The sequence below is a fragment of the Vibrio sp. T13N genome, assembly GCF_032970445.1.
GTDB lineage: Bacteria > Pseudomonadota > Gammaproteobacteria > Enterobacterales > Vibrionaceae > Vibrio > Vibrio diabolicus.
Genome location: NZ_JAWJYE010000002.1, coordinates 112,615 through 138,290, shown reverse-complemented (window position 1 = coordinate 138,290; position 25,676 = coordinate 112,615). Strand labels below are relative to the sequence as shown.

The window sequence follows — 25,676 nt, the reverse complement described above, 5'->3', positions numbered from 1 at the left end:
TTGCAGTTGCCATTCTTCGCAACTACGATTGCCATAAATCGCAATTGGTCAGGTGTCATTATGCTTACGGAACAAATCAAATCCCTTATCGAAAATGAATGTGCGCTTAGTCCTCGACTTACTGGCGTGTTCTTCCGTAAGCACCTGAATCAATCTATGTATGATGATGACGGCCAACTCACTGAGTTCGCCATTCAATGTCATCACTACTTTAACGAACTCAAACGCGCTGCTGAGCAAAAAGCCTTTCATGCTCGTCTTGAACAATGTCGTCTTCAACACGAACAACAGCAAGAATCAGTTAAACGCGTTAATCAGTCCGTAAAGAAATCCGCTAACCAATCACGAGCTCAGTTCATTGGCTCTCTGCGCTTTGAACTCAATCAAGGCGTTCTGATGGTTCGCTCGGTTTCTCGTTCAATGCCAACTCCAACCAAATGGATTCGTCGTTATCTCAAGAAACTTGGCGTACGTCGCCTTGGTAAATCTTTGTCTAACGGTGTTTTATTTACTGGTGACGCTGTCACTGAAATCCTCGCTTGTTTGCAAGCTAAACAGGCTAAGAACGACACCATACCGTTTGAACTGAATATCAGCGCCCTGCCGATTTTAGCTTGGTTTCGTTCGCCACTCAGCCTTGGCACTCCAACATTGGAGGCTCAGTACTCATGAACGAAGCTCAAATCATCTATTACGACTTGCTGCCTGACTACACGGTGTCTGTGTTGGTCAAAGGTTGCGACGAATGGGATTTGCTTAAATCCATGTCTCATCTTGAGTCTTGGGCTTCGTCTCAGTTCGCTTCTTATGAGTTGGTGTCCATCACCAATACGACCGTTGAACAACGTATCAATTTGGGGGTGTTCGATGACTACCGCAACTAACATCCTCAAAAAGTTCGATGAGCAAAGCGTTCATATTGATTACCTGTGTTTTACGTTTGCTGTGAAAGACTTACGTCATTGTCATGATGCGGTTCGTCGATTGCACAAGCATGAGGAATACAAAGGCTTTGCCAAATCTGCACTGTTACAGCGTCACTGTCGTGCGCCTAAGTTCCCTGCTCCACCTGTGTTTAATCCGACCGTCGCTAAGACGTCTGAAGAAATTGAAGCGTACAACAAAGCCTTTGATATCTGTTATCGCAACTACTTAGAAGATTGCTTGCGTATCTTTACCAATCAAGTGCTTGGTTTGTCGCTGTCTGCGCCTCGCGGTTTGGGTTTCCAGTTCTACACCGAATCCATGAAACTGACTTCGCCAGATGGTGAGGACTTTTGCGGCTTCGTTGGTATCGGCGGTAACAATGACACGGTGCATTTCCAAATCAACGGAACGGGATGCAAGCATGTATTTGCCCGTCGTCCTACGTGGTCGCTACATGACTGGCTGACCAATGTGCTTGGTGTGCAGACTCTGGCGCGTGTTGACTTGGCCTATGACGATTACGACGGCATTTTTGATTGCGAATACGCTTACAAGGCGTGGCGTGATGACTGTTTCCGCACCGCAGAACGTGGTCGTGGCCCTGTGCTTCATGAAGATATGACCATTGCCAGTATCGGCAAAGACGGCAAACCGATTTACACCAAAGAGCAATACTCGATTGGTTCGCGTACCTCGCGCATTTACTGGCGTATCTACAACAAGGCTCTTGAGCAGAAACTCGCGAACACTGGCCTTGTCTGGTATCGCTCTGAGGTCGAGCTTAAAAAATGGAATGTTGATGTGTTGCTGAATCCTGCTGGCGCGTATGCCGCGCTGAATGATTTCGCAGCCTCGATTTCTACTGCAAAGAAATTCAATACCAAACCTGTCCCGACCAAACGCGCGGCGTTAGACCTGTTGGCCTCTGCGCATTGGATGCGTCGCCAGTACGGGAAAATTCTGAACTCTTTAATCGAATTCCATGAGGGCGACATTGAAACCGTGGTCGGTTCCCTTGTCCGTGATGGAACTAAATTCACCTTCCCCGATACCTACGGCAAGTTGGTGACTCACATATTGGAGACTTAACAAATGGCTAAATCCGTTTTTGTACTTGGCATGGATATCACTTGGAACTCAGCACGTGGCGACAGTGCTCAACTGAACGTGTCACGTCCTCTACGTGAAATCAACTCAGAGAAATTCAAACGCCGCACTATCGGTGAATCGGGTGATGTGAATCCCCAATGGGATCAACCTTTAATGATTGACCATGAATATGCCCTGCTTCTTGAGCGCACTGGTGCTCTCGTTCCTCGCCGCGAATACCAATTGCGCTTGGAGATTAACCCAGAAGACCCATTGGCAGGCGCTATCGTGACTGAGCTTATTCCAGTCGACCAAGAAATTAAGAAGCACTTCGAGGCTTCAATGAAACCCGTTCAAGGCTAAAAAATGTCTGTATGCGTCACCGTCGTTAACCAGTATGGCAATTTGAAAGCAACAAAAACGCCTGTTGCGGATTGCCAAGAATACGTGCTGATTTCGGCGGTGGACTACCAAGAATATAAGGAACCAGTCCTCTTCAACGGTGACTTGTTCCTGTATGTCAGTGGCGTGCTCTTGATCAACATGGTTGTTGGTCACTGGGTGGGTCGTGTTGTTCGCCTTATGAGTAAAAGGTAAATCTTATGAAAAAACTAGAACTTGTTGTAACTAACGTAAAACACGCAGTCGTAAACAAAAAGACCGCAGCTGGCGCTGCACTGATGGCCGCGTCTGTCTCTCCGGCGTTCGCTGAAGTCGATATCACGGGCGCAATCAACTCTGCGGTATCCGGTGGTCAAGCTAACGTATCACTGGTTGTGGCGGGTCTGATTGGTATGGCTGCACTGGGCTTTGGTGTGACCATGGTTGTTGGCTTCTTACGCCGCTAACGGCTCACCTCTATGCCTCCTTTATCGGGTAATTTACTTGGAGATGTTCTCGCTATCGTTCTAGGTGTTGCCTTTGCGGGGGCATTCCTCCACGGCTTTGTGAGTGGCATCAATACTCACTAATCAACGGATAAGGGAGCTTCGGCTCCCTTTTTTAATGGTGCAAATGTGAATAAGTCACTCTTTTTACTTTTGTTTTCGTGCTTGTTCTTATCACTTAATGCAAGCGCGGCTCAACCAACCTATAAGGTTTCAGACGTTTCAGCTTATCCCGATTGTAAGTTGCTATTGGGTATGAGAGTTAACCCTGCCTCTTATGTCTCTTGTTATGAGAATAAGTTTGTTAATTACAAGGATTTTTCTACTAAGTCCTGTTATTTGAGGCATGGCAAATACGTTGTAGATATCATGTGTCACACGACCAGTCCTTCTTGGCCTCTTTATCATGCTGCCGGATTCTTTCAAAATTCAGCTCAATGTCCACCTGACTATGAAAAAGTAGAAGACGAGTACGTCGTGTCGTGTGAACCCATCGTTCCTGCTTGTGAGTATGGAGAGAATCCTGATGGCTCATGCATGGATGCTTGTCAGTTCAAACAGTCCATTGGCGATACGGTGAAATTGTATTGGCACCCTGCTGTCTACGGCGAACTGGTGACGGGCGCTTGCTACGGTGACTACGGTGCCACTCGATGCGAAATGACCAAAAACGAATCCACCATTATTTGTACTGGCGTTCCTGATGGACAGTACACGCCCGACTCTCAATGCTCTCTGCGCTTTGCTTACACTGGACGTCAGTGTGACGGTGGCACACTTTTCTGGGGCGTGAATGGGCCAGATGAACCCATCATTCCACCGGATACGCCAGAAGACCCAACTCATGACCCTGACGACCCAACAGGCGAGATTGAAGACCCAAGTGTCCTACCCGACGATTCAACCAACACGGTTAATCCCGGTGTCGTTGATGATAAACCGGACGTAGAAGACCCTGACACGGATGAATCGACAGACACGGCAGTCCTTTCTGCCATTAAAGGGCTTAACATGGATGTGAACAAAGGCATTCATGATCTTAACGTCGATATCAACCAGTCACACGCTGACATCACCAACGCGGTGATTGATGTGAAAGGCTCTTTGGTTGATAACACCCAAGCCATTCAAGAACAGCAAATCAATGACAACAAGATTTATAACAACACCAAGGCACTCATCCAACAGGCCAACGGCGATATCACTACGGCGGTGAACAACAATACCAACGCCACCATTGGTATTCGTAACGATTTAAAAGGGCTTGGTGATTCAATGGGCGAACTCGATAACAGCTTAAATGCGATTGAGGGTCTATTGACTGGCTCAGAGTTTGGTACACCTACGGGCACCGCTATCACTGGCGAAATCTTCACGGCAGAAGACTTTGCCAACCTGCAAACCACGATAGATGAAAAAGCCGAATCCATCCAAGGCTATGTGGACGACATCAAAGGCTTAATCACTATCGGCACCAACTTCAACAACGGCACATTAAGCGACAAGTCTTTCAATATCAAAGGCGCAACCGTTGAATCAGGACTACAGCGTTTTGATGCGGTATCGGGCTACGTGCGCCCTGTCGTGCTGTTCATTTGTGCCTTAATCGCCCTTTGGGTTCTGTTTGGTAATCGGAGTAAATAACATGGAATACATCTACTCGGCATTAGAGTTTATTGCCAACATTGGGCAAACCTTTCTCGACTTCTTTGATGTGGCGATTGAATGGATAAAGAACGCGTTTGAATACGGCGCGATGTGGCTTATCTCGGTATGGCTCGATATCAAGATTGCCTCGATACAAATCGCACTCAAGATTGCGCAGCTGCTGCTCGAAGAATATGGCGTCTATACGCTTGTCGAAGACCGCTTTAATGCGCTTCCCTCTGACGTCCGTTATATCTTAACCGAATACGGTGTCACCTCTGGGCTACGTGTCATCTTTGACGCGTTCGCTACGTCTTTAGTTATGCGTTTCTTTAACTGGTGATTGAATGGCTACTTCATTTCGATACGGTCACGGTGGCTCTTACAAATCGGCTTGCGCCGTGTGGTTTGACTTACTGCCTGCACTGCGTGAAGGTCGAATTTGCATTACGAACATTCATGGCATGCAGCCACTTGAAGTGATTGAACAACGCCTTGGTGAGAAGTTTCCTGATACGGCTCGGCTCATTCGCATTAGCTCTCGCAATCCTGAAGGCTTCGAGCTTTGGAAATACTTTTTCTGTTGGGCGCCTATTGGGGCGTTCATCCTCATTGATGAGTGTCAGCAAATCTTCTCGGTCAATGCAGGTTTCAAAATGGCGAACATACACAAGCGCCCTTTCACTGACTTTGAGCCTCACTTACCGGAAGGATTCTCTGAGCTGTTTCACTCTCGTTGGCTAACGATTGATACATCCAGTTTGGACAATGGCGAGATAGACGATTGCCAACGCACACGTTTTGATGAGCAAGGGCGCATCATCTATCCGGAGAACTTTAACAACGCCTTTATGGAGCACCGGCACTACAACTGGGACATTGTGTTGCTCACGCCTGACTTTGCTCAAATCCCTAAAGAGTTAAAAGGTGTCGCGGAGTTGGCCAAGCAACATAAGGGTAAAGATGGGATCTTCTTTTCTAACCGCAAACCACGCATCTTGGAACATGACCCAACTCGAACGGTCACCAAACCAAGCAAAGACGATGTGGTTTATAACCTCAAGGTGCCGCTTGACGTCCACCTCCTCTACGCCTCGACCGTCACGGGGCAAATCACCAAGTCGGGGCTTGGAAAGAACATCTTCCTTAACCCGAAATTCTTAGCCGCTATGGCACTGGTCGTGCTTTCATTTGGGTACTTAGTTTATGCGCTTATTGGTATGGTTTCTGATTCTGAGACGACAACTGCGGAAGGAACGCAGCTTCATCAAACTTCGCAGCAAAGTGGCGTTTCGACTTCGCAAGGTCAAGCACGTCCTGGTCAAAGTGGTTCGCCTGGTTCTGTCATGGGTTCTAGTGGTTCTGGCTGTACGGGTTCTGGTTGCGGGAATGAGTCTTATCATGACGTAGGCACCGTTCCGGCTTGGTTCCCACTGGCGAACTCAGAGAGTATCTATGTCTCTGCGGTGGAACGTTGGCACAAAGCCACCTCGATACACGTCAACGTGCATTTTGAGGTTGTCACACCGCGCGGTGTGACTTACCTCGATGACGGATTCCTAAATAAGTTGGGCGTCAAGATGGAATATCTGGACGATTGCCTCGTCCAGCTGTCTCGTGGCGCATCCAACTTCTATGTCACGTGTTCGCCGTATGAGCAATATGCACAACGGCAAGAGCAAGATATTGAACTAAAACCCGTTGGCGGTTTGTTTAGTGGAGACGAAACCTAATGAATGAATACGTAACGCATGGACAGCTGGTTGAAATCATCGAGCTGTTTGATCATCTCTCGATAGTGAATGCAGTCATTGTGGTGCTCGTGTATGACCTTGCGAGATACCTCCTAGGCAAACTGGTCGACTACTTCAATTAAAGGCACGGTGCCAGCCCCGCAGGGATAAGGAGTTGCGGAGCGACGACGAGGCACCAAGCCGCCCACCTTAGCAAAACCTAGCTTCATTACTTAATCGGCGCGGTTAGCAGCCCAAAGCCACTTGGATGCTGCCGCCCTCCTTCCTGTTAGACCAGCCTTGCAGAGACTATCCACACCAAAGGCGCGTTAACCTACTGGAACGCTGCATACTCACAACATCAAAGCTTTGCGAGTGTCGAGCAATGCTTATTCTTCTTTTCTGGGTTCTCTCCGACGGACGCGCGGAGCAAGTGAGGACGGGCTAGGACGATTGCGCGACGTGCGGCGGGAGGTCAAACCCCCGAATCTGTATTACGGGGGTAAATTCCTAAGTCATATCACCTTTGAGTTTTAGTTATCTTGCAATACAAATATTATATTAATTAGAATGCTATAAAATCACATGCATGGACATAAACATGAACAAAGAAATTGAGTTAACTTGTTATCGCCTAGATAAATTGGGTATCTACAGCGACGAACATGAACCTTATTTATCGCCGAAGGATTTGATGAAAGAACTAAAGGCATGGGCATTCGACTCAAGAAAGCCTCTTGTAGAAACGCAGACCTTTGACGCAAATAGCCAAACTTTAGAAGCCTACTGCCTCGATTTTTATGAAAAAGATGGAGACTACATATTAGGTTTATGGAACAAAGTCCACGCTTCAAATAAAGGTGTTGGTTCTGTTAGAAAAAATGCAATCCCAGAAACAGCAAAAGTTAATCATACTAGAATTGATGAAGACAGTATTCCGGGTTTTCCTACCTATTTCTATATTTCGCCTAAACACAACTTGATTGCACCCATCAAAATAGACTTAAGACAGAGTGGAATTTTGGCTTTTCGCTACTATATGAGAGGTTATTTGAGAAACTACTGTTCGCATCTAGTAGATCGAATGGACGGAGATGTAAGAATTAGAGGTCTATGTACAACATCTAGCATTGGTTTAGATGTAGATCTGCGCTTTCCTGTTAAAAGTGCTCATCCTCTAGTGTCTTTTACTTTAGATATGGAAAGCGTCGAAAAGCAATACTTTATCGAAAATGCTCATAGTATAACGAAAGTTGTAAAAGACTTGTCATCGGAACAAGTAATTAAAGACGATGAGCACACCTCCATTGAACGATTTGTTCGTGCATTTAAAGGTTTACCGATGACAAAGCGAAGGTCTAGTCGTGTTACAATGCCAGTCGACTTAACCCAAGAACACGTCAAAAAATTGTTTGAAGCCTATGAATCGAGCGGCGGCTCGGATGAATACAACGTTGGTTTTAGGTTGAGAGGCGAAAGTAAAACTCACTGGATGTCCGGAGCTGCTAGAGTGATAACGTTAGAAGGTCAAATCCGTTTCCACGAAGTTGATCAGCCAGATTTAGAGTCGCTTATGCAATTAATAAAAAATTCGGGAGTCTTTTCAAATGTACAAGGTGGAGAACAACAAAACGTTGCTTAAATACTTCAACGTCTTGTGTCTAATTCTCGCTATATCCGTCGGTTTTGTTTATGGCGACAATGTAAAGGGAGCCAATCAAAAAGACTTCGTAAATATGCTAATTACCGTTTCTGCAATTGTTTTCGGGGTCATGGGGGCTTGGCTTAGTTTGATGAAAATTGAGTTACAAGTCGGTATCGAGAATGCAGAAACAGTAGAGGAAGCTGCCGATCATATGAAACGTAGTCGTGGCTTGATCCATCCTATTACCATTACTTCGTTCATTTTGATAGGTAGCGTCATATTTTCACTTTGTTATTACGTCACCCCAAGCCTAGTGCTCAGTTCAGATTCAATAGGTTTTCTTAAACAGATTAGCTTCTCTGCTATTTGTGTTGGAGCATATGGGATTATTTATACACTTGGAATTGTTATATTCCAAGGTGCAACGTTCCTAATTCAGCTATCTGAGACTAATCAAGATACAAGAGCTCGTCTACAAAGAAAACACCATAGCTCGTCTATAAAGAAAACACCATGACAAAAGGCTCCGTTAGGAGCCTCTTCTATATCATTGTCTTAAGCACTCTTGCATATTTAAGAATACGATGAGCAACTTTCATATCATTTGAAGCACCGAGTTCGAGCAACGCCACCCCAATCAAAATTTGTTGCGCGGTTACCAGCTGACCGGTAGGCAGTTCTAATCTATCATGCCTCATGATGAAGTTTTCCCACTCATCACATGAGCTTAATTCCTTACCCTTGTTCATTCTCATCAAGCGTTTGCATTCTGGCGGAATGGATTTTCCCTTATCCCATTCCTTGACCGTTCTCACAGTTTTCAAACAAAGTTTGGCAGCTTCTTCGACGGTTAAACCACATTCAAATTCACGAAAAATATAGTTTTTAGTCATTTCGTGATACTTCATTGAATTGTCCCTCAAAAGAGAGACATTTTATAGGATACGCATATGCAATCGAATTCAACATAAGCGCCCATAATACGCACTTTAGGCTTAGAAGATTAGCATTGGCGATGATAGCTTAGTGACACCGTATTTGGCTGTTGCAGCTTTGCAAGCTTCATCAGCTGTCTTGTATGGGCCGTGAACTTTTATTTCACCACAGCGACCACTTGATAAGAACCAGTCATCAACTTTAAAACCGTGTAGCTGATTAAGTTCCTGCACTGTATCTTGGGTTACGTTCGACACTATACGCGTTTGTTCTGCATCTTGCTCATTCAAGTAACCGAACAACTGTATTGGATATTCGATTATTTCTCTCCAACTTTCTGACTTAACAAGATCTTTGGCTGGCGTTCTTGAAGTTCTGATACTAACTCTGCTGGGCATGAGCTAGTGTTTAAGTTATATCAGAGAAGCAACCTAACGATTGCTTAAAGTCTTTGTCTTCAAATTTATTGCTCATTTATCCTTTCGATAACTTATGTTTTAAGTTATCGAAAGGATGATAAAATTCAATGTTCTCACTTATGGTCACGTATTATCCATCCCAAAAAGTGTAATTATTACATTAGCTTTATAGGAACAAGGCATCCATTAGATGTAAACTCTCTACTTTTCAATCTATACCTAGATCTTTCTTCATATGTTCACTCAACTCGCTAGTGGTTCTTACATTAATTTTATGTTTGCAATGATGGATTCTCAACTCTTCACCAAATAATTTTACTAACGATTTTGTATACAAAGCACTAATATTATTTATTATTCTATACAATGTACCTTTCTGATAAACAGATCTTTTCGAATTTTGTATTGCAGTCTTCATATTTAAATATTCTCACATTTTTAACTTTATAATTTAAAGAATTATTTTCAAGTTCGATCTTTATTATTGCTTWTGTCGATTTTGAATGAGTCATTATCAATGATGCGCAATCGACAATTAAATCACCTGAATCTAACTTAGTAAGTTCACGAGAGAGAACTTTTATTTTTAAATTTTCCGTTTCGTTATTTAAGTCGATTGAGTTAATTTCTTCAGGATATTTGTTTAACTTAATATCCAATATGGTTTTATTAAGGTAGTAGTCTGCCATTATTTCATGACGGCTTTTAAATATCATTGTCCCCCTCCGTTGATGCAAGTTATACTTTCCCTCCCGTTAAAAGACAACGTGACTCAGAGTTGCAAAAAGGTAACAATCATGGAATTGATGAACAATGAGCTGGTCTGCTTTGCAGCCATTTGTAAACACCTCTCTCTTACAGAGGCATCAAAAGAACTTGGAAAGTCGAAAGCTCAAGTCAGCAGGCAGTTAGCGGCATTAGAAAAACAACTTGGTGTAACACTCGTCCACAGGACAACAAGAAAACTCGTTTTAACTGATCATGGTGAAAGCATTAGAGAGCTTGCCATCAAAACGTTAGAGAGCTTTCAGGAGTTAAATTACAGAGCTAGCTCGTTGAGTGAATGCATTAATGGAAAGTTTAAAATTACAATGCCCAACTCTATAGCCTCTTCTATTTTTGGCTCTGTTCTTAAAGGCTTACAAGAGCGATATCCAGCAGTTAACTTTGAAATATCATCAAGTAACGATGTTGAGAATTTATTAGAAAGCAGTGTAGATTTAGCGATTAGGCTTAATAACATTATTGATGACACTCTGATTGCACATAAAATCGGTGATTATAACGACGTTTTAATATCTACAGTTAACAATGCCAATAACAACACGCTATTAATCTACAATAATCACTCGAATAAGGAATCAATTAAAAAGCAGTATACTGACGTTATCGAAGTTGATAACACCTCTATTTTAATAAACTTTGTCTCTGAGGGGGTTGGGGTTGGCGTCATTCCAAATTACCTTGTAAAAGGTAACCATATAGACAACAATATCCAAATTTCACAAAATTTTGATATAGAACGCTCCATGTATATCGCCTACCCTTATCAAAACCCTTTACCAAGAAAGCTAGCTGAAATATCTACTTTTATTAGGTCTGAGTTATCAAAAATATTGAAAAATGAATCACTTTAGGATGGCTTTTCAGGTTTATAATTTTCCTTTGATAACTCATGAGGTCTAGCGAGAAGCTTTGTAACGTATTGTATCAAAGAGCCTCGTTAGGCATTTATGAAAATCCCCATCTTTATGCTTGTTATCACAACATGAGATGCTATACCGTTTCATTATCAAGGCTTTGCGTGGAATAAATCACGTGGGTTAAACGATAGATTGACTTACATTAAAAATTTAATCGAAAGCAGCTTTATATTAAATTGATTTCATACCGTTCTGCGTGTATCTTCTACCCATATCCCCACAATAACCAAGGAGAATGCCATGGATAAGCTACTCGCGTCTGCACTAGAAATTAAGCAGCGAACTATGGTGACTGGCTTTTTTGCTAGAAATGGATTCAAAATCGCTATGACCGATTTTGATGATGTCACTTTTGAGCGAGAAGGTGTGCAAGTTAACGTGCATTTTGATTTGCAGTCAAACGCAGAGTCTGCATCTATTTTATCCCAAGAGGCTTCTGCCATTCCTGGTTAATTATTTTGTCGTCAATCATACGTAAAGCCGAACACAAACGTTCGGCTTTTTAATATGCGAAAAACGGGATTACAAAAGATGTGGCACAAACCTGCGTTACTGTCACTCATCCAAGTAAACAATCAATAAATCCGCTTCAACCTCATTCGCTACCTTTGGTACCGATGAAAAGAAACGGCTCAATAAATTATGATGATGACCGCAGACAACTAGGTCTATTCCCTCTTTTTTTACGATTCCCGACAATTTGATATGAAGGTCACCGATAACTGCCATCGTCTCGTGTACTGGATATAGGCATTTATCAGCGAGTTCTTGTAGCTCCTTTTGCAACTTTTGTTCTTCTTTCGGCTCCATGATCACACGATCAACATCCACATAAACGAATGAAAGTTTGGCGTTCGAGTTCTTTGCTTGAGTTATTGCTTTTTCGATAACGACTTGGCTAGATTGAGATAAATCAACAGCGACTAAAACGTGCTTGTAACTCATTCTTTCTCTCCTAGTTAGTTTTCATGTGCTTATAGTAAGTCTAGTTCACTAAGAGCGAATGCAATGTCTAAACTCATATTTCATGAAAATATGGGAGTTTGATATAAGAATGTGGAAACAGCCGAGCGATCAGCTATCTAATAGCCATTGAAGGCTCGTGAAGTCAACTAGTGAATTAGGAACCAGTTATTGATATGTGGCCCATTTTGTTCTCCCTCCTTAGGATTTACATAACTATGTAGCTAACGCAAACAAACCCGCGTTACACTGTCACTACGCTTCTAAATCCTGTCAATTTCTATTGCAGCTTGTTTTATATTCCTAATTACAACGTCGCCTAGTTTAGTGAAACCACTTGGCAATAAGTAATTTCTTCGTGTAATCCATCGATCAAGATTAAGAGTTATTTTCATAGACAACACTGAATTAAAGACAAGGTTTAGAGTTAAAACAGAGTCCTTCAATCTAAAACCGACATACGTCTGCGAGTACTTACTGTCTCTATAAGGTCAATTATATAACTATATTCAGATTTTATTTTTCTGTTACAACGTGTCTTTTTTGCCTTTTTAGCATAATCCTCTACTTGAAAAAATACCCAACAAACGTCTTGTAATTTAATTACACAAAAACATGACCGAAATAGAAACACAACACAAAAAACCAACGCAAGCCGCTGACTTTATTGATTTTAATTTAAAAAATAGCATTTTACCCCATATCCGTTCATGCCAGAACGCATCAAGGTTAACCTAAACAAGTAAAATTTTACCAACTGCTTAGTACAGAATAGAGGAAGTTGAATAAATTGAAAGGTATAGAAATAACGTTACGACGTAACTACGTTAAGGTGTGAAAATATTTGAGGATAATGAGACCAAAAAAACAGGGCCAAAGCCCTGATATGAATTAATTAGTTTTGTTGCTGTTGTTTTTCTGCGTACTCGGATCGAATCTGTTCGGCAACAATTTTGATGGCTTCTGCTGTACTTGTGCCCTTCGCCATCAATTCTTGAATTTTCTCTACAGCTTGTTGTTGCTCTTGGTGAGATAGAGGGGGTAAATCGTCAAACATAAAAAAGCTCCTCATTTTGAGGAGCAGACTATAACGATTCAATTAATAGGTCGCAAGGAAATTAATGGATGCCCCCATTGCGTTCTCGTTCGTGTACTGAGCAGCAATATCTAATTCGATCAACTTAAGTGGAGACAGTCCAATACCTGCAGTAATGGTACCTTCGTCGCTACTTCGAGCTAAGTTTTTCATATAACCCGCTCGCAATGCCATTTGACGCAAGATATCAAATTCAATACCAGCTCGAATCATTTGTGTATTATCATCAAAGGATGAAAAACGTTTTTCTTCATTAAGATCGTAGTCGACACTCATAGTAAAGTAATCGGCAACAACCCCTGCCCCGACCGTATATACGGGACGCATGCTGTATTCGTATGATTTTATCGTATCACTGCCATACATGAACGATTTTGTTTTAACGTCTCTTCCGATCAAGTTTTTTGCTGAAATACCGACACGATATGGGCCAAAGAACCAAAGCGCGCCCGCATCCAAGTTAAACATCGTTTCCGCTGTCTCATGTTCACGTAAGTCTTTGGTATCGAAATTCTGAAAACTCGTGGCGTAAGAGTACGTATAAATACGCTGAAGTTTAGGCGTAACACCAAATGAAAGGTGTTGATTCATAAAGTTGGTGTATTTAGCAAGTGATACACCTGCTTCAGCAACACCAATAGAAACACCTTGTACGTAGCTATCGTCTAACGGATTAGTACCTGACGTATCTACTTTTGGTTGTACGAATGATTCAGTGTATAACTTACCGTATGCAGTTGCAGATAAAAATTTATTAGGAATACCTATAGCGACAACGCCACCAAGATCAAAGTCAGTTTTTTTTCCATCTATGGCATTCATCGATTTTTTGATTTCATCGACATCGGTCAATTTGCTGATGCGTTCGATTTCATCGACAAGATCATATTGATCATCGTAGTTACCACCAAAACTTGGCACGATCATTCCTGCATCGTCGTTTCGGCGATAAATTGCAGTAAGTGCGGGGTTGAAAAAAGGAGCAGTCAGATAAGTTGCTGATACCGTACCAACGCCACCCATCGCATCGCTACGAGCTTCTATCGCATAAGTGGCAGCCGAAGCAACGTTTGCGAAAAGTGTGGTGGCAACTGAGGTGGCTAGAATTTTATATTTGGTTTTCATACTACACTTGTGATTTTGGTTCTTCCTGAACCTTTATCGGCACAAATGGTATTTCTTTAACTATTCTTCTTGGGAAAGATCATAGGTTCGGCTAATAGTTTGAGCTTGCTCAACAATTATATCGCCCTGCCAACGACGACTGTTGATACTCACTGCTAGCACGTATCTATCATTTGGGACACCCGCAAGCTCTAGTGAATTGGGATAGTTAGACTCGTACGTCTTTTTCCACATTTGCTCGTATTGACCATCAATGTAGTCATATAAACCAACTTCAAGTTGCGGTAATGGACAATGGGGATTACGAAGTGCGCTCTTTTCTACTTTCCAATTCTCTTTAGATGTCCAACGAACATATTGCGAAGAATTGGAATCTCCTAATATTACCCAAGTTCGATACTCTTGTTTATCTTTAGAAACAATAGTTAAGTGATACAAGCCTGCTTCAAGCTTACCCGTGAGGTTATAGCGTTTCGAATAACTACGCTCATTGGCTAATTCCGTACCGCTCGGCTGTTCTTCATAACTGAATGAACTGTCTGCGGATATAGAATCATCCACCCATCGATTAAATGAAATATTTTCGATGTCAGTTGTAGCTCTTAGCTTGATCACTAATCTAAATGTATCTCGCCCAGGGCTTTGGATGGTCTGACGAATAACGTTCACGCCACTTATCCATTCAGGCAGCGTTACACCAGTGAGAGACTTGCCACAGTTTTTAGATAGAGACTGACCAAGAAGGTCATTGAGATGAGGAGTCAAATCTTTACTTGGTTCCGTTTGCCACAGTTCAACAAGAGAGTTGAACATACCGGCAAGATCATCTTCAAGTAAGTGTTGATGTGCCTGCGTTAAAGGCGTGTTGGTTTGAAACCAGTCCATTGCATGGACTGGTTTCACTAACGCTAATGAGAGAACTACGGGGAGTAGTGTTTTCATTATGACTTATGCTTTCATCTTGTAGCCAACACCGCGAAGTGTTTCAATTTCCAGTCCTGGCAGTTTTTGACGAAGCTGCAATACGTGCGTATCCACAGTACGTGTCGTTGGGAAGTGATTGTAACCCCAAACGTGGTCAAGTAGCTCATCACGAGTAAACACGCGACCTAAGTTCGACGCTAAAAATAGCAGTAGATCAAACTCTGTACGAGTTAACGTAATTAGCTCATCTTTATAGGTAACTTCACGAGTTGAACGATCAATTTCTAAGTCTTTTGTGATCACTTTATCAGCGCTGCTTTGCTCTGCTGAATCCGGTGCTCGTAGCTGTGCACGGATTCTCGCAAAGAGTTCCGCTTCAGCAAAAGGCTTCGTTAAGTAGTCGTTCGCGCCGGAATCAAGGCCTGCAACTTTATCTTTTACGGTAACAAGTGCCGTTAGCAAGATAACTGGTACGTCTTTAATCTGTTTCCATTCTGGGAGACATTGTACAGAGTCACCATCTGGGAGTTGGCGATCGAGAATAACCAAGTCAGCTTTTTTCCATTGTGGTTCTACGTCTGCAATACGTTCCACATGTAAACACTCATATCCTGCTTGTTCCAGGCTTACTAACAGGCCATCAGCCAAGTTTTTATCGTCCTCAACGAGAAGCAGTGTCTGTTTCACAAGGTATCTCCAATATAAAGGTTGTAGGTGGTCCCATCAGGGACATTTTTCCGCCCATGCGGCCTACCATAGATTCAACGATTGTTAACCCAAGTCCTAACCCGCTCTTACTGACGAACGGTTTCTTCAAATTTGCCCAATCTTTAGCCGTTAGGCCACCAGCATCTCGGACTTGGAATACTATTTTTTCTTCACTAGTTGAAACATCCAATTCAACTGGTGCAATACCGTACTTAAGTGCATTACGAAGCAAGTTATCGATACAAGTTCCTAACCAGTACACATTAACTTTAGCAGCCACATCTTCATTGATGTTGAAAAGCACGGCACTATCAAATTCTTCTTCGATCTTAAATTCTAACCAGTCTGCGACAGACGGAACCCAGTCTGTTGCAAGCATTTGGTTATCAGATTGCAAATAATCTTTACTCGCTTCTGCCAATTGACGCAAACGACGTGTATCTTCACACAATCTGCGAAACTCGTCATATACGCTTTCAGGTAGATGCTCGAACTCTCGGCGAAAGCCCTCAACCGTCAGTGATAGAGATGCAATCGGTGTTCTGAGCTCATGCGTTAAAATTTGCAACACAAGCATTCTACTACGGAGCTCTTCTCGCTTACTATTCCAGCGGTATACAGCCCAACCAATCACTAGAAGAATATTTGCGATTACCAGTATGATCATACTGATCCGCAAAACTTGTGAGTGATCTTCTACATCCCAACAAATATTGCCTCGTTTAACAAAGCAACTTTTGCTTTGAGACGCTAGAGCGTACGACAGACCCGCATTAGCGACGTTTTCTTCCCAGATATCTTTCTCGAAAACAAAGTAACGGTCACCACGTCGTAACCAAAGTTCGTTACCTTCGATAAACATGCTCGCGCCTGCAATCAAAGCATTAATGGCGTCGTCGTCCATGTTTTTCAAGCTTTCTAACAACTCATCCCCTTCCTCATTGTCACGCTCTTTAATATGCATGTATTGAGCAAGCTTTGGTTTGAGTTCTGGATACTTATCCACATAGCGTGCAGCATAAGTCCCACCACCAGGGTGAATGAGGCCACTACGCGAGAACCAACGTGGTGTCAGTTGCGTCCCTTTACAGATAGCTCTTGTAAATACTAACGGCTCAGTAATTAAAGGACTTAGTGGCAATTTACCACGACAAGTATTCGCTAAGCTGTAAAGCTGTTGTATATCTTTTAACGGATAGTCAGACGTTTGCGGCAGAAGCGAATCTGGCGCAAGTAACTTGGTAGGATAATTTGATTGCAGAATACGAATATCATACGATTTAAGAGCTACTTCATAATTAAATAGCTCTGTAAACGTATCTATTCTTTCTGGTAGTGAATCGGAAAATGCAGGTGCCGAAAAAAGCGGCAATACAGTTGCAAAACCGAGCAAAAACTTTTTAATCAAACTGTTACCGTCACTTGTTACATTAGCCAAAACTATACATCAATCTACAAGCAATTGACATCTGCTAACAGAAGGATTTGCATTACTATAACATTGAAACGGAACAAAAAAGGGCCAGCGATTGCTGACCCTGTATAGTTTTAAATCAAGAATAGTTAGAGTGCTTTAAAAATAGACTCAACACTTTCCTTCGCATCACCAAATAGCATTGATGTATTTTCTTTGAAGAACAGTGGGTTCTGTACACCTGCGTAACCAGTATTCATTGAACGCTTGAATACCACTACATTTTTCGCGTTCCAAACCTCCAGTACAGGCATACCAGCAATCGGACTGTTCGGATCTTCCAGAGCTGCTGGGTTTACCGTATCGTTAGCGCCGATAACCAGTACGGTATCTGTTTCAGCGAAGTCATCATTGATTTCATCCATTTCAAGAACGATATCATACGGTACTTTCGCTTCAGCAAGTAACACGTTCATATGTCCCGGAAGACGACCTGCTACTGGGTGAATACCAAAGCGAACCTCAATACCTTTTGAACGAAGTACGTCAGTAATTTCATGCACTGGATACTGCGCTTGCGCTACAGCCATACCATATCCTGGAGTGATGATTACTGATTTTGAGTTTTTCAGCATTTCAGCGACTTCTTCTGCCGTTGTTTCGCGGTGTTCGCCCTGCTCTTCGTCACCTGAAATTACAACCTCTTGACCAAAGCCACCAGCAATAACACTGATAAACGAACGGTTCATGGCTTTACACATGATGTAAGAAAGAATCGCACCTGAAGAACCAACCAACGCACCTGTTACGATTAATAGATCATTTGCGAGCATGAAACCTGCTGCTGCTGCTGCCCAACCTGAATATGAGTTCAGCATTGAAACGACAACTGGCATATCAGCACCACCAATTGAAGCAACTAAGTGGTAACCGAACGCGAACGCAATCAGTGTCATCACAATCAGAGCGAACATGCTGCCATCTGCTTTTACGAAGTAGATCATAAGAAGCGTAGAAATCACAACCGCTGCAAGGTTCATTTTGTGCTTGTGAGGAAGGTTAAGCGGCGAAGAAGAAATCACACCACGTAACTTACCAAATGCAACAATTGAACCCGTGAAGGTTACGGCACCAATGAAAACACCCAAGAATACTTCTACAAGGTGGATAACATGTTCAGCATGAGTTGCTGCTTCTGGCCCATCAAGGTAACTGTTGTAGCCAACTAAAACCGCAGCTAAACCTACAAAGCTGTGCAGTATCGCAACCAGTTCTGGCATCTCGGTCATTTCTACTTTCTTCGCATAGAAAATACCGATCGCCCCACCTATCGCCATCGCAATAATGATCCACCCAAAGCCTTGAGCATCAGGGCTGAAGATCGTCGCGATCAGCGCGATCGTCATACCTGCGATACCATAGTAGTTACCGTTACGAGCGGACTCTTGCTTTGAAAGCCCCGCTAAACTCATGATGAAAAATAATGCAGCAACAATGTAAGCTGCTTGTACTAATCCTGCAGACATTGTAACTCCTATTTATCTTTGCGGAACATTTCAAGCATACGCTTGGTGACGGTGAAACCACCGAAGATATTGATGCTGGCGATCAATACAGCAATAAAGGATAGGAATGAAACGACCCCATTACCTTGCCCAATTTGCAGTAATGCACCAACCACAATAATGCCGGAGATAGCATTCGTTACCGACATAAGCGGAGTATGAAGTGCATGGGTAACATTCCAAACCACGTAGTAGCCGACAACACAAGCTAAAACAAATACAGTAAAGTGAGAAAGGAACGCTGCCGGTGCAACCGATGCAATCCAAGCAAAAGCACCTACTGCCGCGGCTACACCAATAATTTTCTTAGTTGGAGAGGTAGGTTCTTCTACTTTAGGCTCTGGTTTCGAAGGTTGCTCTTGTTTCACTTGCGGCTGAGCGGAAACCTGAATTGGTGGTGCAGGCCATGTAATTTCACCTTCTTTAACCACGGTGACACCACGGATAACAACATCTTCGAAATCAATATTGATGTTACCGTCTTTTTCTTTACACAGCAGTTTTAGAAGGTTAACAAGGTTTGTCGCGTAAAGTTGAGAAGATTGCGTTGGCAAACGGCCGACCATGTCAGTGTAACCAACAATTTTTACGCCATTATCTGTCATGATAACTTGGTCTTTCACTGTGTATTCACAGTTACCTCCATTAGCAGCTGCCAAGTCAACAATAACACTGCCCGCTTTCATACTGTCGACCATTTCCTTGGTGATCAGCTTCGGAGCAGGTTTGCCAGGGATTAGTGCCGTTGTAATGATGATATCAACATCTTTAGCTTGCTCTGCGTATAACTCTGCCGCTTTTTTGTTGAAGTCATCGGACATTTCTTTTGCGTAGCCGTCACCAGAACCAGAGTCTTCTTGGAAATCCACGGTCAGGAACTCTGCTCCCATGGACTCAACTTGTTCTTTTACTTCTGGGCGAACGTCAAATGCACGAACAATAGCTCCTAAGCTACCCGCAGCACCGATTGCAGCCAAACCAGCCACACCCGCACCCGCGACCAATACTTTCGCTGGTGGTACTTTACCGGCAGCCGTGATTTGACCTGTAAAGAAACGACCAAACTCATGAGCTGCTTCAACAACCGCACGATACCCAGCGATGTTAGCCATCGAAGAGAGCGCGTCTAAGGCTTGTGCACGAGAGATACGAGGAACGGAATCCATGGCAAGAACGTTAATGTTCTTACTTGAAAGTTGTTCCATCAACTCTGCGTTTTGAGCAGGCCAAATAAAGCTAACAAGCGTTGCACCATCTTGTAGTAGTGCGATTTCGTCAATGCCTTGTTCTTCATCTACGATTGGCGCATTAACTTTTAGAATAAGACCAGATGCCCAAACTTCTTCACTAGAAACGATTTTCGCACCAGCAGCTTCATAAGCAGCATCATCGAAACTCGCAAGCACCCCCGCTTGGGATTCAATCGCGATATCGAATCCCAACTTTATTAACTGCTCAACCGACTTCGGCGATGCAGCTACTCGCGATTCACCCGCAAGTATCTCTTTAGGTACACCGATTTGCAAAACGCATACTCCTTGTATACATATCAATAAATTAGTCCCAAAACAGAGCGTCGCTCTACTCTAACTCTTTTTTATTTCTATCTGTTTACCACGCAAGACAATTGCAAACGAAAGATGGTGTTTGGGGCCACCCATTTGCACAATAACACCTTGACTAACAGCCCTGTTATTATTCTGTTTGTATCGAACGCGTCTCATTACTTCAAGTGTTTTGTAATTTAAATACTAAATTTCATTACATATAACGCTAAGTAATGAATGATTGTCGCTCTGAGCACGAAAAATAACAACGCTATGCCTTACTAGACTGAGGTCTAACCAGATCATAATTAAATGCTGACTTAACAAACATTTAAGCTCTAAAAAAGAAAGAGCCATCAGCATATACACTAATGGCTCTTTTTAAGATGATTGGAATCAAGTTGCGGTGAATTGTTAGTCGAAGATTTTATCGCCCATTTGATCGATAAACATTTGAGATTTCTTCAACATAAGTTCATTGGCATCTTGTTCCGAGCCGAGCAAATCTGAACGAATAAATCGATGCGTTTTTACCTCATCGTCGTATTGCTTTTCTATTCGACCAGCAATGCGGTATTGCCCACCCTCAGAAAGGCTCTCTTGGTAAATAAGGAAACCTTTGTACTCAACTGGTTCCACAGTTTTTACTTCAGCAGTCTTTTCACTACCACCAAACAAACGCGAAAAAAATCCCACGGTTCCTCCTTGGGTAAGCTCATCGATAGATTAAGCTTGTATCACTTAATATTGACATTGAGGATTGGTTTTTCATACCAGTCCAATTCTTTGTCTTCATCATAACTGGTATGGGTAAAAATTACAGGTACATCATGATCTCGGTTTTTACGCCGGTCTTCTTTCACCATTTCTGCCGCGTTTTTCACCGCGATATCCGCACTTTGCTTAAATTGGGTGAGCTTTTGTTCCGGAAGCGAAGATAAAAAATCAATATCATGACGAATATAGACAGGTTTGAGCTGAATAAGTGCAAGGCACGCAATATCTGCGAGCTGCTCGTTGTCATACTGCTCTACAAACTGAGGCAAACTGAGCACTTGTCCAACAAGTGTTTCCATGTAGTTATGCACATCTGAACTTATCTGCATTGGCAAATCTCCCTTGTTCTATGAAAACAAGTATAGCAACGACTTGTTTATAACAACTTATTGATTGCTCTTAATTTAATCAATCTCTCTCTTTTTGTCGTAATGTCTCCCAAAATACTTGGGAAAATGAGCAAATAGACGTATTCTTGCTAGTTCTCGAAGCAAGAAAATCGATAGCAGATTAATATCTATATTGATGAAACGCTTAACCTAACCAATTATATAATCAACTATTTTCAGGCAATTTGTAATAGATGTCCTCATCATCAATGACTTCATCAGGCTTTCGATTCCTTTTCCCATTTATGTTGTTGGGATTAGTGAGTTCGAGCATGAACAACATCATTCAGATGACTCAGTCAAACTGGGGTATTGCCGCAAATTTGCCGTACATACTGTTAGGCTGTGCACTGCTCCTTTGCTATTCATTTAAGCAAGGTCGGGAGTCAATGGTGTGCTTAGCGACGTTACTGGCCTATTTCGTGATACAGCACAGGCTACAAGTTCCACTTCAAAGTGGTACCGCCTTACTTGAGCTGACCATTTTAGCCACGCTACTTCCTGTTTCTTTTCTTGCGGTATTTTTGTTTAGTAAAGACGGTTTCGACTCAAGAGCCATGTTTACTTACCTCTTGATGTTAACGATGTTCGTTCTTTGGTCTTACCTTACGTTAGCGTATTACGTTGAAGGTGGGTTTGAACAATGGACAAGCGGCATTTTATTTATCGTACCTACGGTTTCTAAACTGCCTTTTATTCTAGTTTTATATTGTGTGGGTATTGTCTGCTTCCTCGGTATTCTTGTTTTAAAGAAGAATGAAATCATCCATGCGATGACCTACTCTGCAATGGTGCTGGCGTCCGCAACATTCATTTTCTTTGATGTGCAATACATATCTAGCACCATGTTTACGCTAACGGGGTTGCTTATCATTATTTATGCTGCCTCTGCCAGCCATCAATTGGCTTTCACAGATAGCTTAACGCGGATCCCGAGTAGACGTGCACTCGACCTTGACTTAAAACACATGGGCAAAAAGTTCACGATCGCAATGCTTGATGTTGATCACTTTAAAAAGTTTAACGATACCTACGGTCACGATACGGGTGATGACGTATTAAAAATGGTCGCTTCGCGTCTAACTAAAACTCCCGGTGGCGCAAAAGTATATCGATTTGGCGGAGAAGAATTTACCATCGTCTTTAAAGGCAAGTACGCAGATGAGTGTAAAGAGTTTTTAGAAGAAGCACGTAAATCCATCGCAGAGTATGAGATGATTTTACGTGATGAAGAATCCCGCCCAGATAACCATAAACAAGGCCAAAAAAAGCGTGGTAACGACAGTTCGAGGAGAAAGTCAGTCTTTGTTACCGCAAGTTTCGGAGCGGCCGACAGCAAAAACGGTCAAGCACCTCAGGACGTGATTAAGTTAGCGGACGAAGCGCTTTACAAAGCGAAAAAAGCTGGACGCAATTGCGTGAGGCTTCATTAATACCCCAGAGCGAAAGTTAGCTGACTAATCTTGATTAAAGAACAAGACTAAGCTTCCTCCTTTTAACGCACTGCCATAATTGATCGTTAATCCGATCCCGATATTATCTATCCAATCGGAGTCAAATGGTGGTGTCATTAACCATCCAACACTGGCTTCGTAGTAGTGTACAGTATTCATGGGTTTTCTTGTATCACCACCAATATCAACTCGATTGAAGCTCGAATACACTGACTGCACAGTATCTCCGATGTGGGTAAAATCATAAAACACCTTTATTCCATTGACCCAATACCAGCCTTCCGGATTGCCAATATCACCATTATTTGCTTTACCCCAGCCAGTGCCATAAAAATAGTGAGGAGCCGACCAGAGGTACCATTTCCCCCACGATTCATGCTCTAGGTATTTGAGCTTTGTGTTGACTTCTCCAACAACGGCCCAAGCACTGGTGTTTAGGTATACACCTTCTAGAAATGGTTTTAGGTCATTCAGTGCATTACTACGATAACTATAATCGTTTTGATAGTACATTAAGTGTGAGCCGATTGCGCCACTAAGCGTTAGTTTGTCTGTGAGGTGTTTTTCTCCAGCAAACTCAATATATCCGCCCATGACTAACTCTTTACTTTTATCTGGAATCTGTCCTTTTTGGTCTACATACACATCTTGCTCTGTACTTAAGGCATAAACTCGGCCATTTAATAGGTAGTGAGTTTGTATTCCCTCTTGTTCAAACAAATCAAAACTAAATGGTAGCGTTGATACAGCGATCTTCTTTCTGAGATCAACCGAATCTTGAGTACCAATGTCTTCGTTATCTATGTTGAAGTATTCGTTCGGATCGAAATCATGAAATCCTACCGTAAAGACATCGCTATCTGACAGAACGATCCCAATAGCAAAGTTCCTTTCATACTCTTTTTGTATCTGATCTTGAATCGAATTAGCCTTAGAACATAATGAAAAAAGTGACAGTGTAGCTAAGGCGTAACTATTGATAACAGCTTGTTTCAACTTGCATTTACCACCGTATGTGTATTTCTTCCTAGAGATTTTGAGGTATACAACGCTCTATCCACCGTCGCATACAAATCAGACTGCAGCTCTTTTCCCGTTGGTTGAAAAACAAAAACACCTTGTGACACTGTCACCCTATTAGACACACTAGAATACTCATGTGGGTAATCCAGAAAATACATGGCCTCTTGTATACGTTCTGCTTCTCTTTCTGCGGTTTGGGCGTCTGTGCAACCCAGTAACACCACAAACTCTTCTCCGCCATAACGCCCTACGTATTCACCAGAGCGACAAAATGTTGCTTTAAGTTGGTTCGCAATGGCTTGCAAGCAACGATCTCCTTCTATATGACCGTAATTATCATTAAACGGTTTGAAAAAATCGACGTCTAATAAAATCAAAGCCATTGGCATGTTGTGACGGCCATGCCATGCAACCATCGATTCTAACTTATGATCGATATAACGACGGTTATAGAGTTTGGTTAAGCCATCTTCATTCGCTTGCTGGGTCAAAAGTTGATTCACTTTCTCCAATTGAGCTGTCGCTTGTTTAAGCTCTCGTCTCATATGGGCAATACGCTGCATTGCGATAAGCTTAGAGTTCAGTACGAGTTTATCTACGGGTTTAATTAAATAATCATCACCGCCGGCCTCTATGGCTTTTGCAATCATTTCTGGCTCTTCGTGACTGCTCAGGAAAATTATTGGGATCCAATCGGGAAAGGTTTCTCTGATATGAAGAGAGACTTCAAAACCGTTCATATCTGGCATCGATATATCGAGTAATACCAGTTCAGGATCAAAACTCTCGTAGGTGTTTAGTGCTTCTAGCCCACTACCCACCGCTTTTACAATATGTCCAAGTTGCTTAAGACGAATAGCCAACTGCATCCTATCTAGCTGAACATCGTCAACCAGGAGGATTCGCATTGATGTCCCTGTCGGTTGCATAACGCGTTCCATTTCTTATTTTGTCTTTATTAAACATATACCATACTCAAAGAGTTGTTGCATTCGACTCATAATTAAGTGCTATATTTTTGTTTAAATATCACGGAATCAATTGTCTATAACGATTACACTGAAAATTGCCCTACCAAAACATGACCAACGAACGTTAGTTCAACAAACTCACGTGTTCTGGTCATCTTGCGGACACATGGGTATAGCTATTTGATGCATTTGGTATTAATATTCCCGCCTTTTTGTAATGAGAGACACACCATGTCAGAAGCAACTAACAGCGAAAGCAAAAAAATCGATCTAGCAACCATTTCTCCTGAACTACGTAAAGTTATCGAGTTTGACGAAGTTCCAGAGCAAATGTTCGAAATGGTTACCTCTATCCATGAAGTGTCTGAAGAAGCAGTGCGTGAGTCTTGGGACGAAATGCCTGCAAGTGCTCAGAACATTCTAGATAACTTCGAGCAATTTCATGCTCTAGTTTCTGTTGGCCAAGCATTTGCTGGTATCAACGTGATGGAAGAATTCCCTACTCTTAATCTGCCAGAAAACATGACAGATGAAGATAAAGAAGAATACCGCGCTCAATTACTTGATAATGTGCTTCACAACTGCGTGAAAGACATGGTTAAGCAACTTAAGAAAGCACGTCGCGACCCACTTCTTAAACGCGAATTCAAAGAAGTGTTCGCAAAATAACGTTTTTCCGACAAAATAAAGGCCGCGTTTGCGGCCTTTTTTGATCATTAAGCGTGCGTAGCTTT

30 protein-coding genes are annotated in these 25,676 nt (G+C 42.4%); 16 read left to right on the top strand and 14 right to left on the bottom strand.

Annotated elements, in window-relative coordinates; translation table 11 throughout:
• Window positions 1-60: 60 nt before the first annotated feature.
• From R2S67_RS03720 to R2S67_RS03665, 12 genes are all read left to right on the top strand, one after another.
• Window positions 61-672, top strand: coding sequence for a hypothetical protein (locus R2S67_RS03720; protein ID WP_317342332.1), 612 nt, complete (start codon window positions 61-63; stop codon window positions 670-672).
• Entirely contained in the window at window positions 669-884 is a 216-nt protein-coding gene (locus tag R2S67_RS03715) for a hypothetical protein (RefSeq protein ID WP_012842282.1), read from the top strand. Before R2S67_RS03720 ends, R2S67_RS03715 begins: the two co-directional genes overlap by 4 nt.
• Window positions 868-2,016, top strand: coding sequence for a replication initiation factor domain-containing protein (locus R2S67_RS03710; RefSeq protein ID WP_317342329.1), 1,149 nt, complete (start codon window positions 868-870; stop codon window positions 2,014-2,016). Before R2S67_RS03715 ends, R2S67_RS03710 begins: the two co-directional genes overlap by 17 nt.
• A 3-nt stretch (window positions 2,017-2,019) precedes the next feature.
• Window positions 2,020-2,379 (top strand): DUF1293 family protein, encoded by a 360-nt coding sequence (locus R2S67_RS03705; RefSeq protein ID WP_005477647.1) that lies wholly within the window; start codon window positions 2,020-2,022, stop codon window positions 2,377-2,379.
• A gap of 3 nt (window positions 2,380-2,382) precedes the next feature.
• Window positions 2,383-2,613 (top strand): hypothetical protein, encoded by a 231-nt coding sequence (locus R2S67_RS03700; RefSeq protein ID WP_005477619.1) that lies wholly within the window; start codon window positions 2,383-2,385, stop codon window positions 2,611-2,613.
• 5 nt (window positions 2,614-2,618) lie between these two features.
• Window positions 2,619-2,864 (top strand): hypothetical protein, encoded by a 246-nt coding sequence (locus R2S67_RS03695; protein ID WP_005477614.1) that lies wholly within the window; start codon window positions 2,619-2,621, stop codon window positions 2,862-2,864.
• A 168-nt stretch (window positions 2,865-3,032) separates the two neighbouring features.
• Window positions 3,033-4,547: a hypothetical protein gene (locus R2S67_RS03690; protein ID WP_317342322.1), complete on the top strand. Its 1,515-nt coding sequence runs from the start codon at window positions 3,033-3,035 to the stop codon at window positions 4,545-4,547.
• Between the two features lies 1 nt (window position 4,548).
• A complete protein-coding gene (locus R2S67_RS03685) occupies window positions 4,549-4,893 on the top strand; it encodes a DUF2523 family protein (RefSeq protein WP_005477634.1) in 345 nt (114 codons plus the stop codon).
• 4 nt (window positions 4,894-4,897) lie between these two features.
• Window positions 4,898-6,283, top strand: coding sequence for a zonular occludens toxin domain-containing protein (locus tag R2S67_RS03680; RefSeq protein ID WP_012842279.1), 1,386 nt, complete (start codon window positions 4,898-4,900; stop codon window positions 6,281-6,283).
• Entirely contained in the window at window positions 6,283-6,426 is a 144-nt protein-coding gene (locus R2S67_RS03675) for a hypothetical protein (protein WP_020840617.1), read from the top strand. The genes R2S67_RS03680 and R2S67_RS03675 overlap by 1 nt, the downstream gene beginning before the upstream one ends.
• 458 nt (window positions 6,427-6,884) lie before the next feature.
• On the top strand, window positions 6,885-7,925 hold the full coding sequence (locus R2S67_RS03670; RefSeq protein ID WP_317342304.1) for a hypothetical protein: 1,041 nt from the start codon (window positions 6,885-6,887) through the stop codon (window positions 7,923-7,925).
• Complete coding sequence (locus R2S67_RS03665; RefSeq protein WP_069514759.1) at window positions 7,891-8,445, top strand: hypothetical protein; 555 nt, start codon at window positions 7,891-7,893, stop codon at window positions 8,443-8,445. The genes R2S67_RS03670 and R2S67_RS03665 overlap by 35 nt, the downstream gene beginning before the upstream one ends.
• A gap of 25 nt (window positions 8,446-8,470) precedes the next feature.
• Here R2S67_RS03665 and R2S67_RS03660 read toward each other — a convergent pair whose 3' ends face one another.
• Both R2S67_RS03660 and R2S67_RS03655 read right to left on the bottom strand, forming a co-directional pair.
• Entirely contained in the window at window positions 8,471-8,836 is a 366-nt protein-coding gene (locus R2S67_RS03660; RefSeq protein WP_274021306.1) for a regulator, read from the bottom strand.
• Between the two features lie 87 nt (window positions 8,837-8,923).
• A complete protein-coding gene (locus R2S67_RS03655; protein ID WP_317342303.1) occupies window positions 8,924-9,262 on the bottom strand; it encodes a hypothetical protein in 339 nt (112 codons plus the stop codon).
• An 818-nt stretch (window positions 9,263-10,080) separates the two neighbouring features.
• On the opposite strand from R2S67_RS03655, the gene R2S67_RS03650 reads away from it, so the two are divergent.
• Both R2S67_RS03650 and R2S67_RS03645 read left to right on the top strand, forming a co-directional pair.
• Window positions 10,081-10,920, top strand: coding sequence for a LysR family transcriptional regulator (locus R2S67_RS03650; protein ID WP_317342301.1), 840 nt, complete (start codon window positions 10,081-10,083; stop codon window positions 10,918-10,920).
• A 306-nt stretch (window positions 10,921-11,226) separates the two neighbouring features.
• Complete coding sequence (locus tag R2S67_RS03645) at window positions 11,227-11,439, top strand: hypothetical protein (RefSeq protein WP_012842272.1); 213 nt, start codon at window positions 11,227-11,229, stop codon at window positions 11,437-11,439.
• Window positions 11,440-11,541: 102 nt separating this feature from the next.
• On the opposite strand, the gene R2S67_RS03640 is transcribed toward R2S67_RS03645, so the two are convergent.
• The 10 genes from R2S67_RS03640 to R2S67_RS03595 form a co-directional block, all read right to left on the bottom strand.
• Window positions 11,542-11,931, bottom strand: a complete 390-nt coding sequence (locus R2S67_RS03640) for a universal stress protein (RefSeq protein WP_046875460.1) — start codon at window positions 11,929-11,931, stop codon at window positions 11,542-11,544.
• Window positions 11,932-12,844: 913 nt separating this feature from the next.
• Entirely contained in the window at window positions 12,845-13,006 is a 162-nt protein-coding gene (locus R2S67_RS03635) for a YoaH family protein (protein WP_005394474.1), read from the bottom strand.
• A 42-nt stretch (window positions 13,007-13,048) separates the two neighbouring features.
• Window positions 13,049-14,170: a conjugal transfer protein TraF gene (locus tag R2S67_RS03630; RefSeq protein WP_046875459.1), complete on the bottom strand. Its 1,122-nt coding sequence runs from the start codon at window positions 14,168-14,170 to the stop codon at window positions 13,049-13,051.
• A gap of 60 nt (window positions 14,171-14,230) precedes the next feature.
• Window positions 14,231-15,112: a DUF2861 family protein gene (locus R2S67_RS03625; RefSeq protein WP_005394478.1), complete on the bottom strand. Its 882-nt coding sequence runs from the start codon at window positions 15,110-15,112 to the stop codon at window positions 14,231-14,233.
• 6 nt (window positions 15,113-15,118) lie between these two features.
• A complete protein-coding gene (vxrB, locus tag R2S67_RS03620) occupies window positions 15,119-15,781 on the bottom strand; it encodes a response regulator transcription factor VxrB (RefSeq protein WP_005394480.1) in 663 nt (220 codons plus the stop codon).
• Window positions 15,756-17,210, bottom strand: coding sequence for a sensor histidine kinase VxrA (gene vxrA / locus R2S67_RS03615; RefSeq protein ID WP_005394482.1), 1,455 nt, complete (start codon window positions 17,208-17,210; stop codon window positions 15,756-15,758). The genes vxrB and vxrA overlap by 26 nt, the downstream gene beginning before the upstream one ends.
• Before the next feature lie 155 nt (window positions 17,211-17,365).
• A complete protein-coding gene (pntB, locus tag R2S67_RS03610; RefSeq protein ID WP_317342297.1) occupies window positions 17,366-18,742 on the bottom strand; it encodes a Re/Si-specific NAD(P)(+) transhydrogenase subunit beta in 1,377 nt (458 codons plus the stop codon).
• An 8-nt stretch (window positions 18,743-18,750) separates the two neighbouring features.
• Window positions 18,751-20,307: a Re/Si-specific NAD(P)(+) transhydrogenase subunit alpha gene (locus tag R2S67_RS03605; RefSeq protein ID WP_317342296.1), complete on the bottom strand. Its 1,557-nt coding sequence runs from the start codon at window positions 20,305-20,307 to the stop codon at window positions 18,751-18,753.
• 435 nt (window positions 20,308-20,742) lie between these two features.
• Entirely contained in the window at window positions 20,743-21,024 is a 282-nt protein-coding gene (locus R2S67_RS03600) for an HlyU family transcriptional regulator (RefSeq protein ID WP_005394488.1), read from the bottom strand.
• 41 nt (window positions 21,025-21,065) lie between these two features.
• Entirely contained in the window at window positions 21,066-21,434 is a 369-nt protein-coding gene (locus tag R2S67_RS03595) for a late competence development ComFB family protein (protein WP_005394489.1), read from the bottom strand.
• Window positions 21,435-21,688: 254 nt separating this feature from the next.
• Here R2S67_RS03595 and R2S67_RS03590 point away from each other — a divergent pair, with 254 nt between their 5' ends.
• Complete coding sequence (locus R2S67_RS03590) at window positions 21,689-22,927, top strand: GGDEF domain-containing protein (protein WP_053808401.1); 1,239 nt, start codon at window positions 21,689-21,691, stop codon at window positions 22,925-22,927.
• A 24-nt stretch (window positions 22,928-22,951) separates the two neighbouring features.
• Here R2S67_RS03590 and R2S67_RS03585 read toward each other — a convergent pair whose 3' ends face one another.
• Window positions 22,952-23,944 carry a Solitary outer membrane autotransporter beta-barrel domain gene (locus R2S67_RS03585; protein ID WP_047009190.1) on the bottom strand — a complete coding sequence of 331 codons (993 nt, stop codon included), beginning with the start codon at window positions 23,942-23,944 and terminating at the stop codon, window positions 22,952-22,954.
• Complete coding sequence (locus tag R2S67_RS03580; protein ID WP_046875455.1) at window positions 23,941-24,900, bottom strand: diguanylate cyclase; 960 nt, start codon at window positions 24,898-24,900, stop codon at window positions 23,941-23,943. Before R2S67_RS03580 ends, R2S67_RS03585 begins: the two co-directional genes overlap by 4 nt.
• A 273-nt stretch (window positions 24,901-25,173) precedes the next feature.
• Here R2S67_RS03580 and R2S67_RS03575 point away from each other — a divergent pair, with 273 nt between their 5' ends.
• Window positions 25,174-25,611 (top strand): DUF3069 domain-containing protein, encoded by a 438-nt coding sequence (locus R2S67_RS03575; RefSeq protein WP_005394495.1) that lies wholly within the window; start codon window positions 25,174-25,176, stop codon window positions 25,609-25,611.
• Window positions 25,612-25,676 lie beyond the last annotated feature (65 nt).

What these genes read in the sequence shown, in the direction of transcription:
- R2S67_RS03720 (WP_317342332.1), top strand. Translation starts at nt 61, where the DNA reads ATGCTTACGGAACAAATCAAATCCCTTATCGAAAATGAATGTGCGCTT.
- R2S67_RS03715 (WP_012842282.1), top strand. Translation starts at nt 669, where the DNA reads ATGAACGAAGCTCAAATCATCTATTACGACTTGCTGCCTGACTACACG.
- R2S67_RS03710 (WP_317342329.1), top strand. Translation starts at nt 868, where the DNA reads ATGACTACCGCAACTAACATCCTCAAAAAGTTCGATGAGCAAAGCGTT.
- R2S67_RS03705 (WP_005477647.1), top strand. Translation starts at nt 2,020, where the DNA reads ATGGCTAAATCCGTTTTTGTACTTGGCATGGATATCACTTGGAACTCA.
- R2S67_RS03700 (WP_005477619.1), top strand. Translation starts at nt 2,383, where the DNA reads ATGTCTGTATGCGTCACCGTCGTTAACCAGTATGGCAATTTGAAAGCA.
- R2S67_RS03695 (WP_005477614.1), top strand. Translation starts at nt 2,619, where the DNA reads ATGAAAAAACTAGAACTTGTTGTAACTAACGTAAAACACGCAGTCGTA.
- R2S67_RS03685 (WP_005477634.1), top strand. Translation starts at nt 4,549, where the DNA reads ATGGAATACATCTACTCGGCATTAGAGTTTATTGCCAACATTGGGCAA.
- R2S67_RS03680 (WP_012842279.1), top strand. Translation starts at nt 4,898, where the DNA reads ATGGCTACTTCATTTCGATACGGTCACGGTGGCTCTTACAAATCGGCT.
- R2S67_RS03675 (WP_020840617.1), top strand. Translation starts at nt 6,283, where the DNA reads ATGAATGAATACGTAACGCATGGACAGCTGGTTGAAATCATCGAGCTG.
- R2S67_RS03670 (WP_317342304.1), top strand. Translation starts at nt 6,885, where the DNA reads ATGAACAAAGAAATTGAGTTAACTTGTTATCGCCTAGATAAATTGGGT.
- R2S67_RS03665 (WP_069514759.1), top strand. Translation starts at nt 7,891, where the DNA reads ATGTACAAGGTGGAGAACAACAAAACGTTGCTTAAATACTTCAACGTC.
- R2S67_RS03660 (WP_274021306.1), bottom strand. Translation starts at nt 8,836, where the DNA reads ATGAAGTATCACGAAATGACTAAAAACTATATTTTTCGTGAATTTGAA.
- R2S67_RS03655 (WP_317342303.1), bottom strand. Translation starts at nt 9,262, where the DNA reads ATGCCCAGCAGAGTTAGTATCAGAACTTCAAGAACGCCAGCCAAAGAT.
- R2S67_RS03650 (WP_317342301.1), top strand. Translation starts at nt 10,081, where the DNA reads ATGGAATTGATGAACAATGAGCTGGTCTGCTTTGCAGCCATTTGTAAA.
- R2S67_RS03645 (WP_012842272.1), top strand. Translation starts at nt 11,227, where the DNA reads ATGGATAAGCTACTCGCGTCTGCACTAGAAATTAAGCAGCGAACTATG.
- R2S67_RS03640 (WP_046875460.1), bottom strand. Translation starts at nt 11,931, where the DNA reads ATGAGTTACAAGCACGTTTTAGTCGCTGTTGATTTATCTCAATCTAGC.
- R2S67_RS03635 (WP_005394474.1), bottom strand. Translation starts at nt 13,006, where the DNA reads ATGTTTGACGATTTACCCCCTCTATCTCACCAAGAGCAACAACAAGCT.
- R2S67_RS03630 (WP_046875459.1), bottom strand. Translation starts at nt 14,170, where the DNA reads ATGAAAACCAAATATAAAATTCTAGCCACCTCAGTTGCCACCACACTT.
- R2S67_RS03625 (WP_005394478.1), bottom strand. Translation starts at nt 15,112, where the DNA reads ATGAAAACACTACTCCCCGTAGTTCTCTCATTAGCGTTAGTGAAACCA.
- pntB (WP_317342297.1), bottom strand. Translation starts at nt 18,742, where the DNA reads ATGTCTGCAGGATTAGTACAAGCAGCTTACATTGTTGCTGCATTATTT.
- R2S67_RS03595 (WP_005394489.1), bottom strand. Translation starts at nt 21,434, where the DNA reads ATGCAGATAAGTTCAGATGTGCATAACTACATGGAAACACTTGTTGGA.
- R2S67_RS03590 (WP_053808401.1), top strand. Translation starts at nt 21,689, where the DNA reads ATGTCCTCATCATCAATGACTTCATCAGGCTTTCGATTCCTTTTCCCA.
- R2S67_RS03580 (WP_046875455.1), bottom strand. Translation starts at nt 24,900, where the DNA reads ATGCAACCGACAGGGACATCAATGCGAATCCTCCTGGTTGACGATGTT.
- R2S67_RS03575 (WP_005394495.1), top strand. Translation starts at nt 25,174, where the DNA reads ATGTCAGAAGCAACTAACAGCGAAAGCAAAAAAATCGATCTAGCAACC.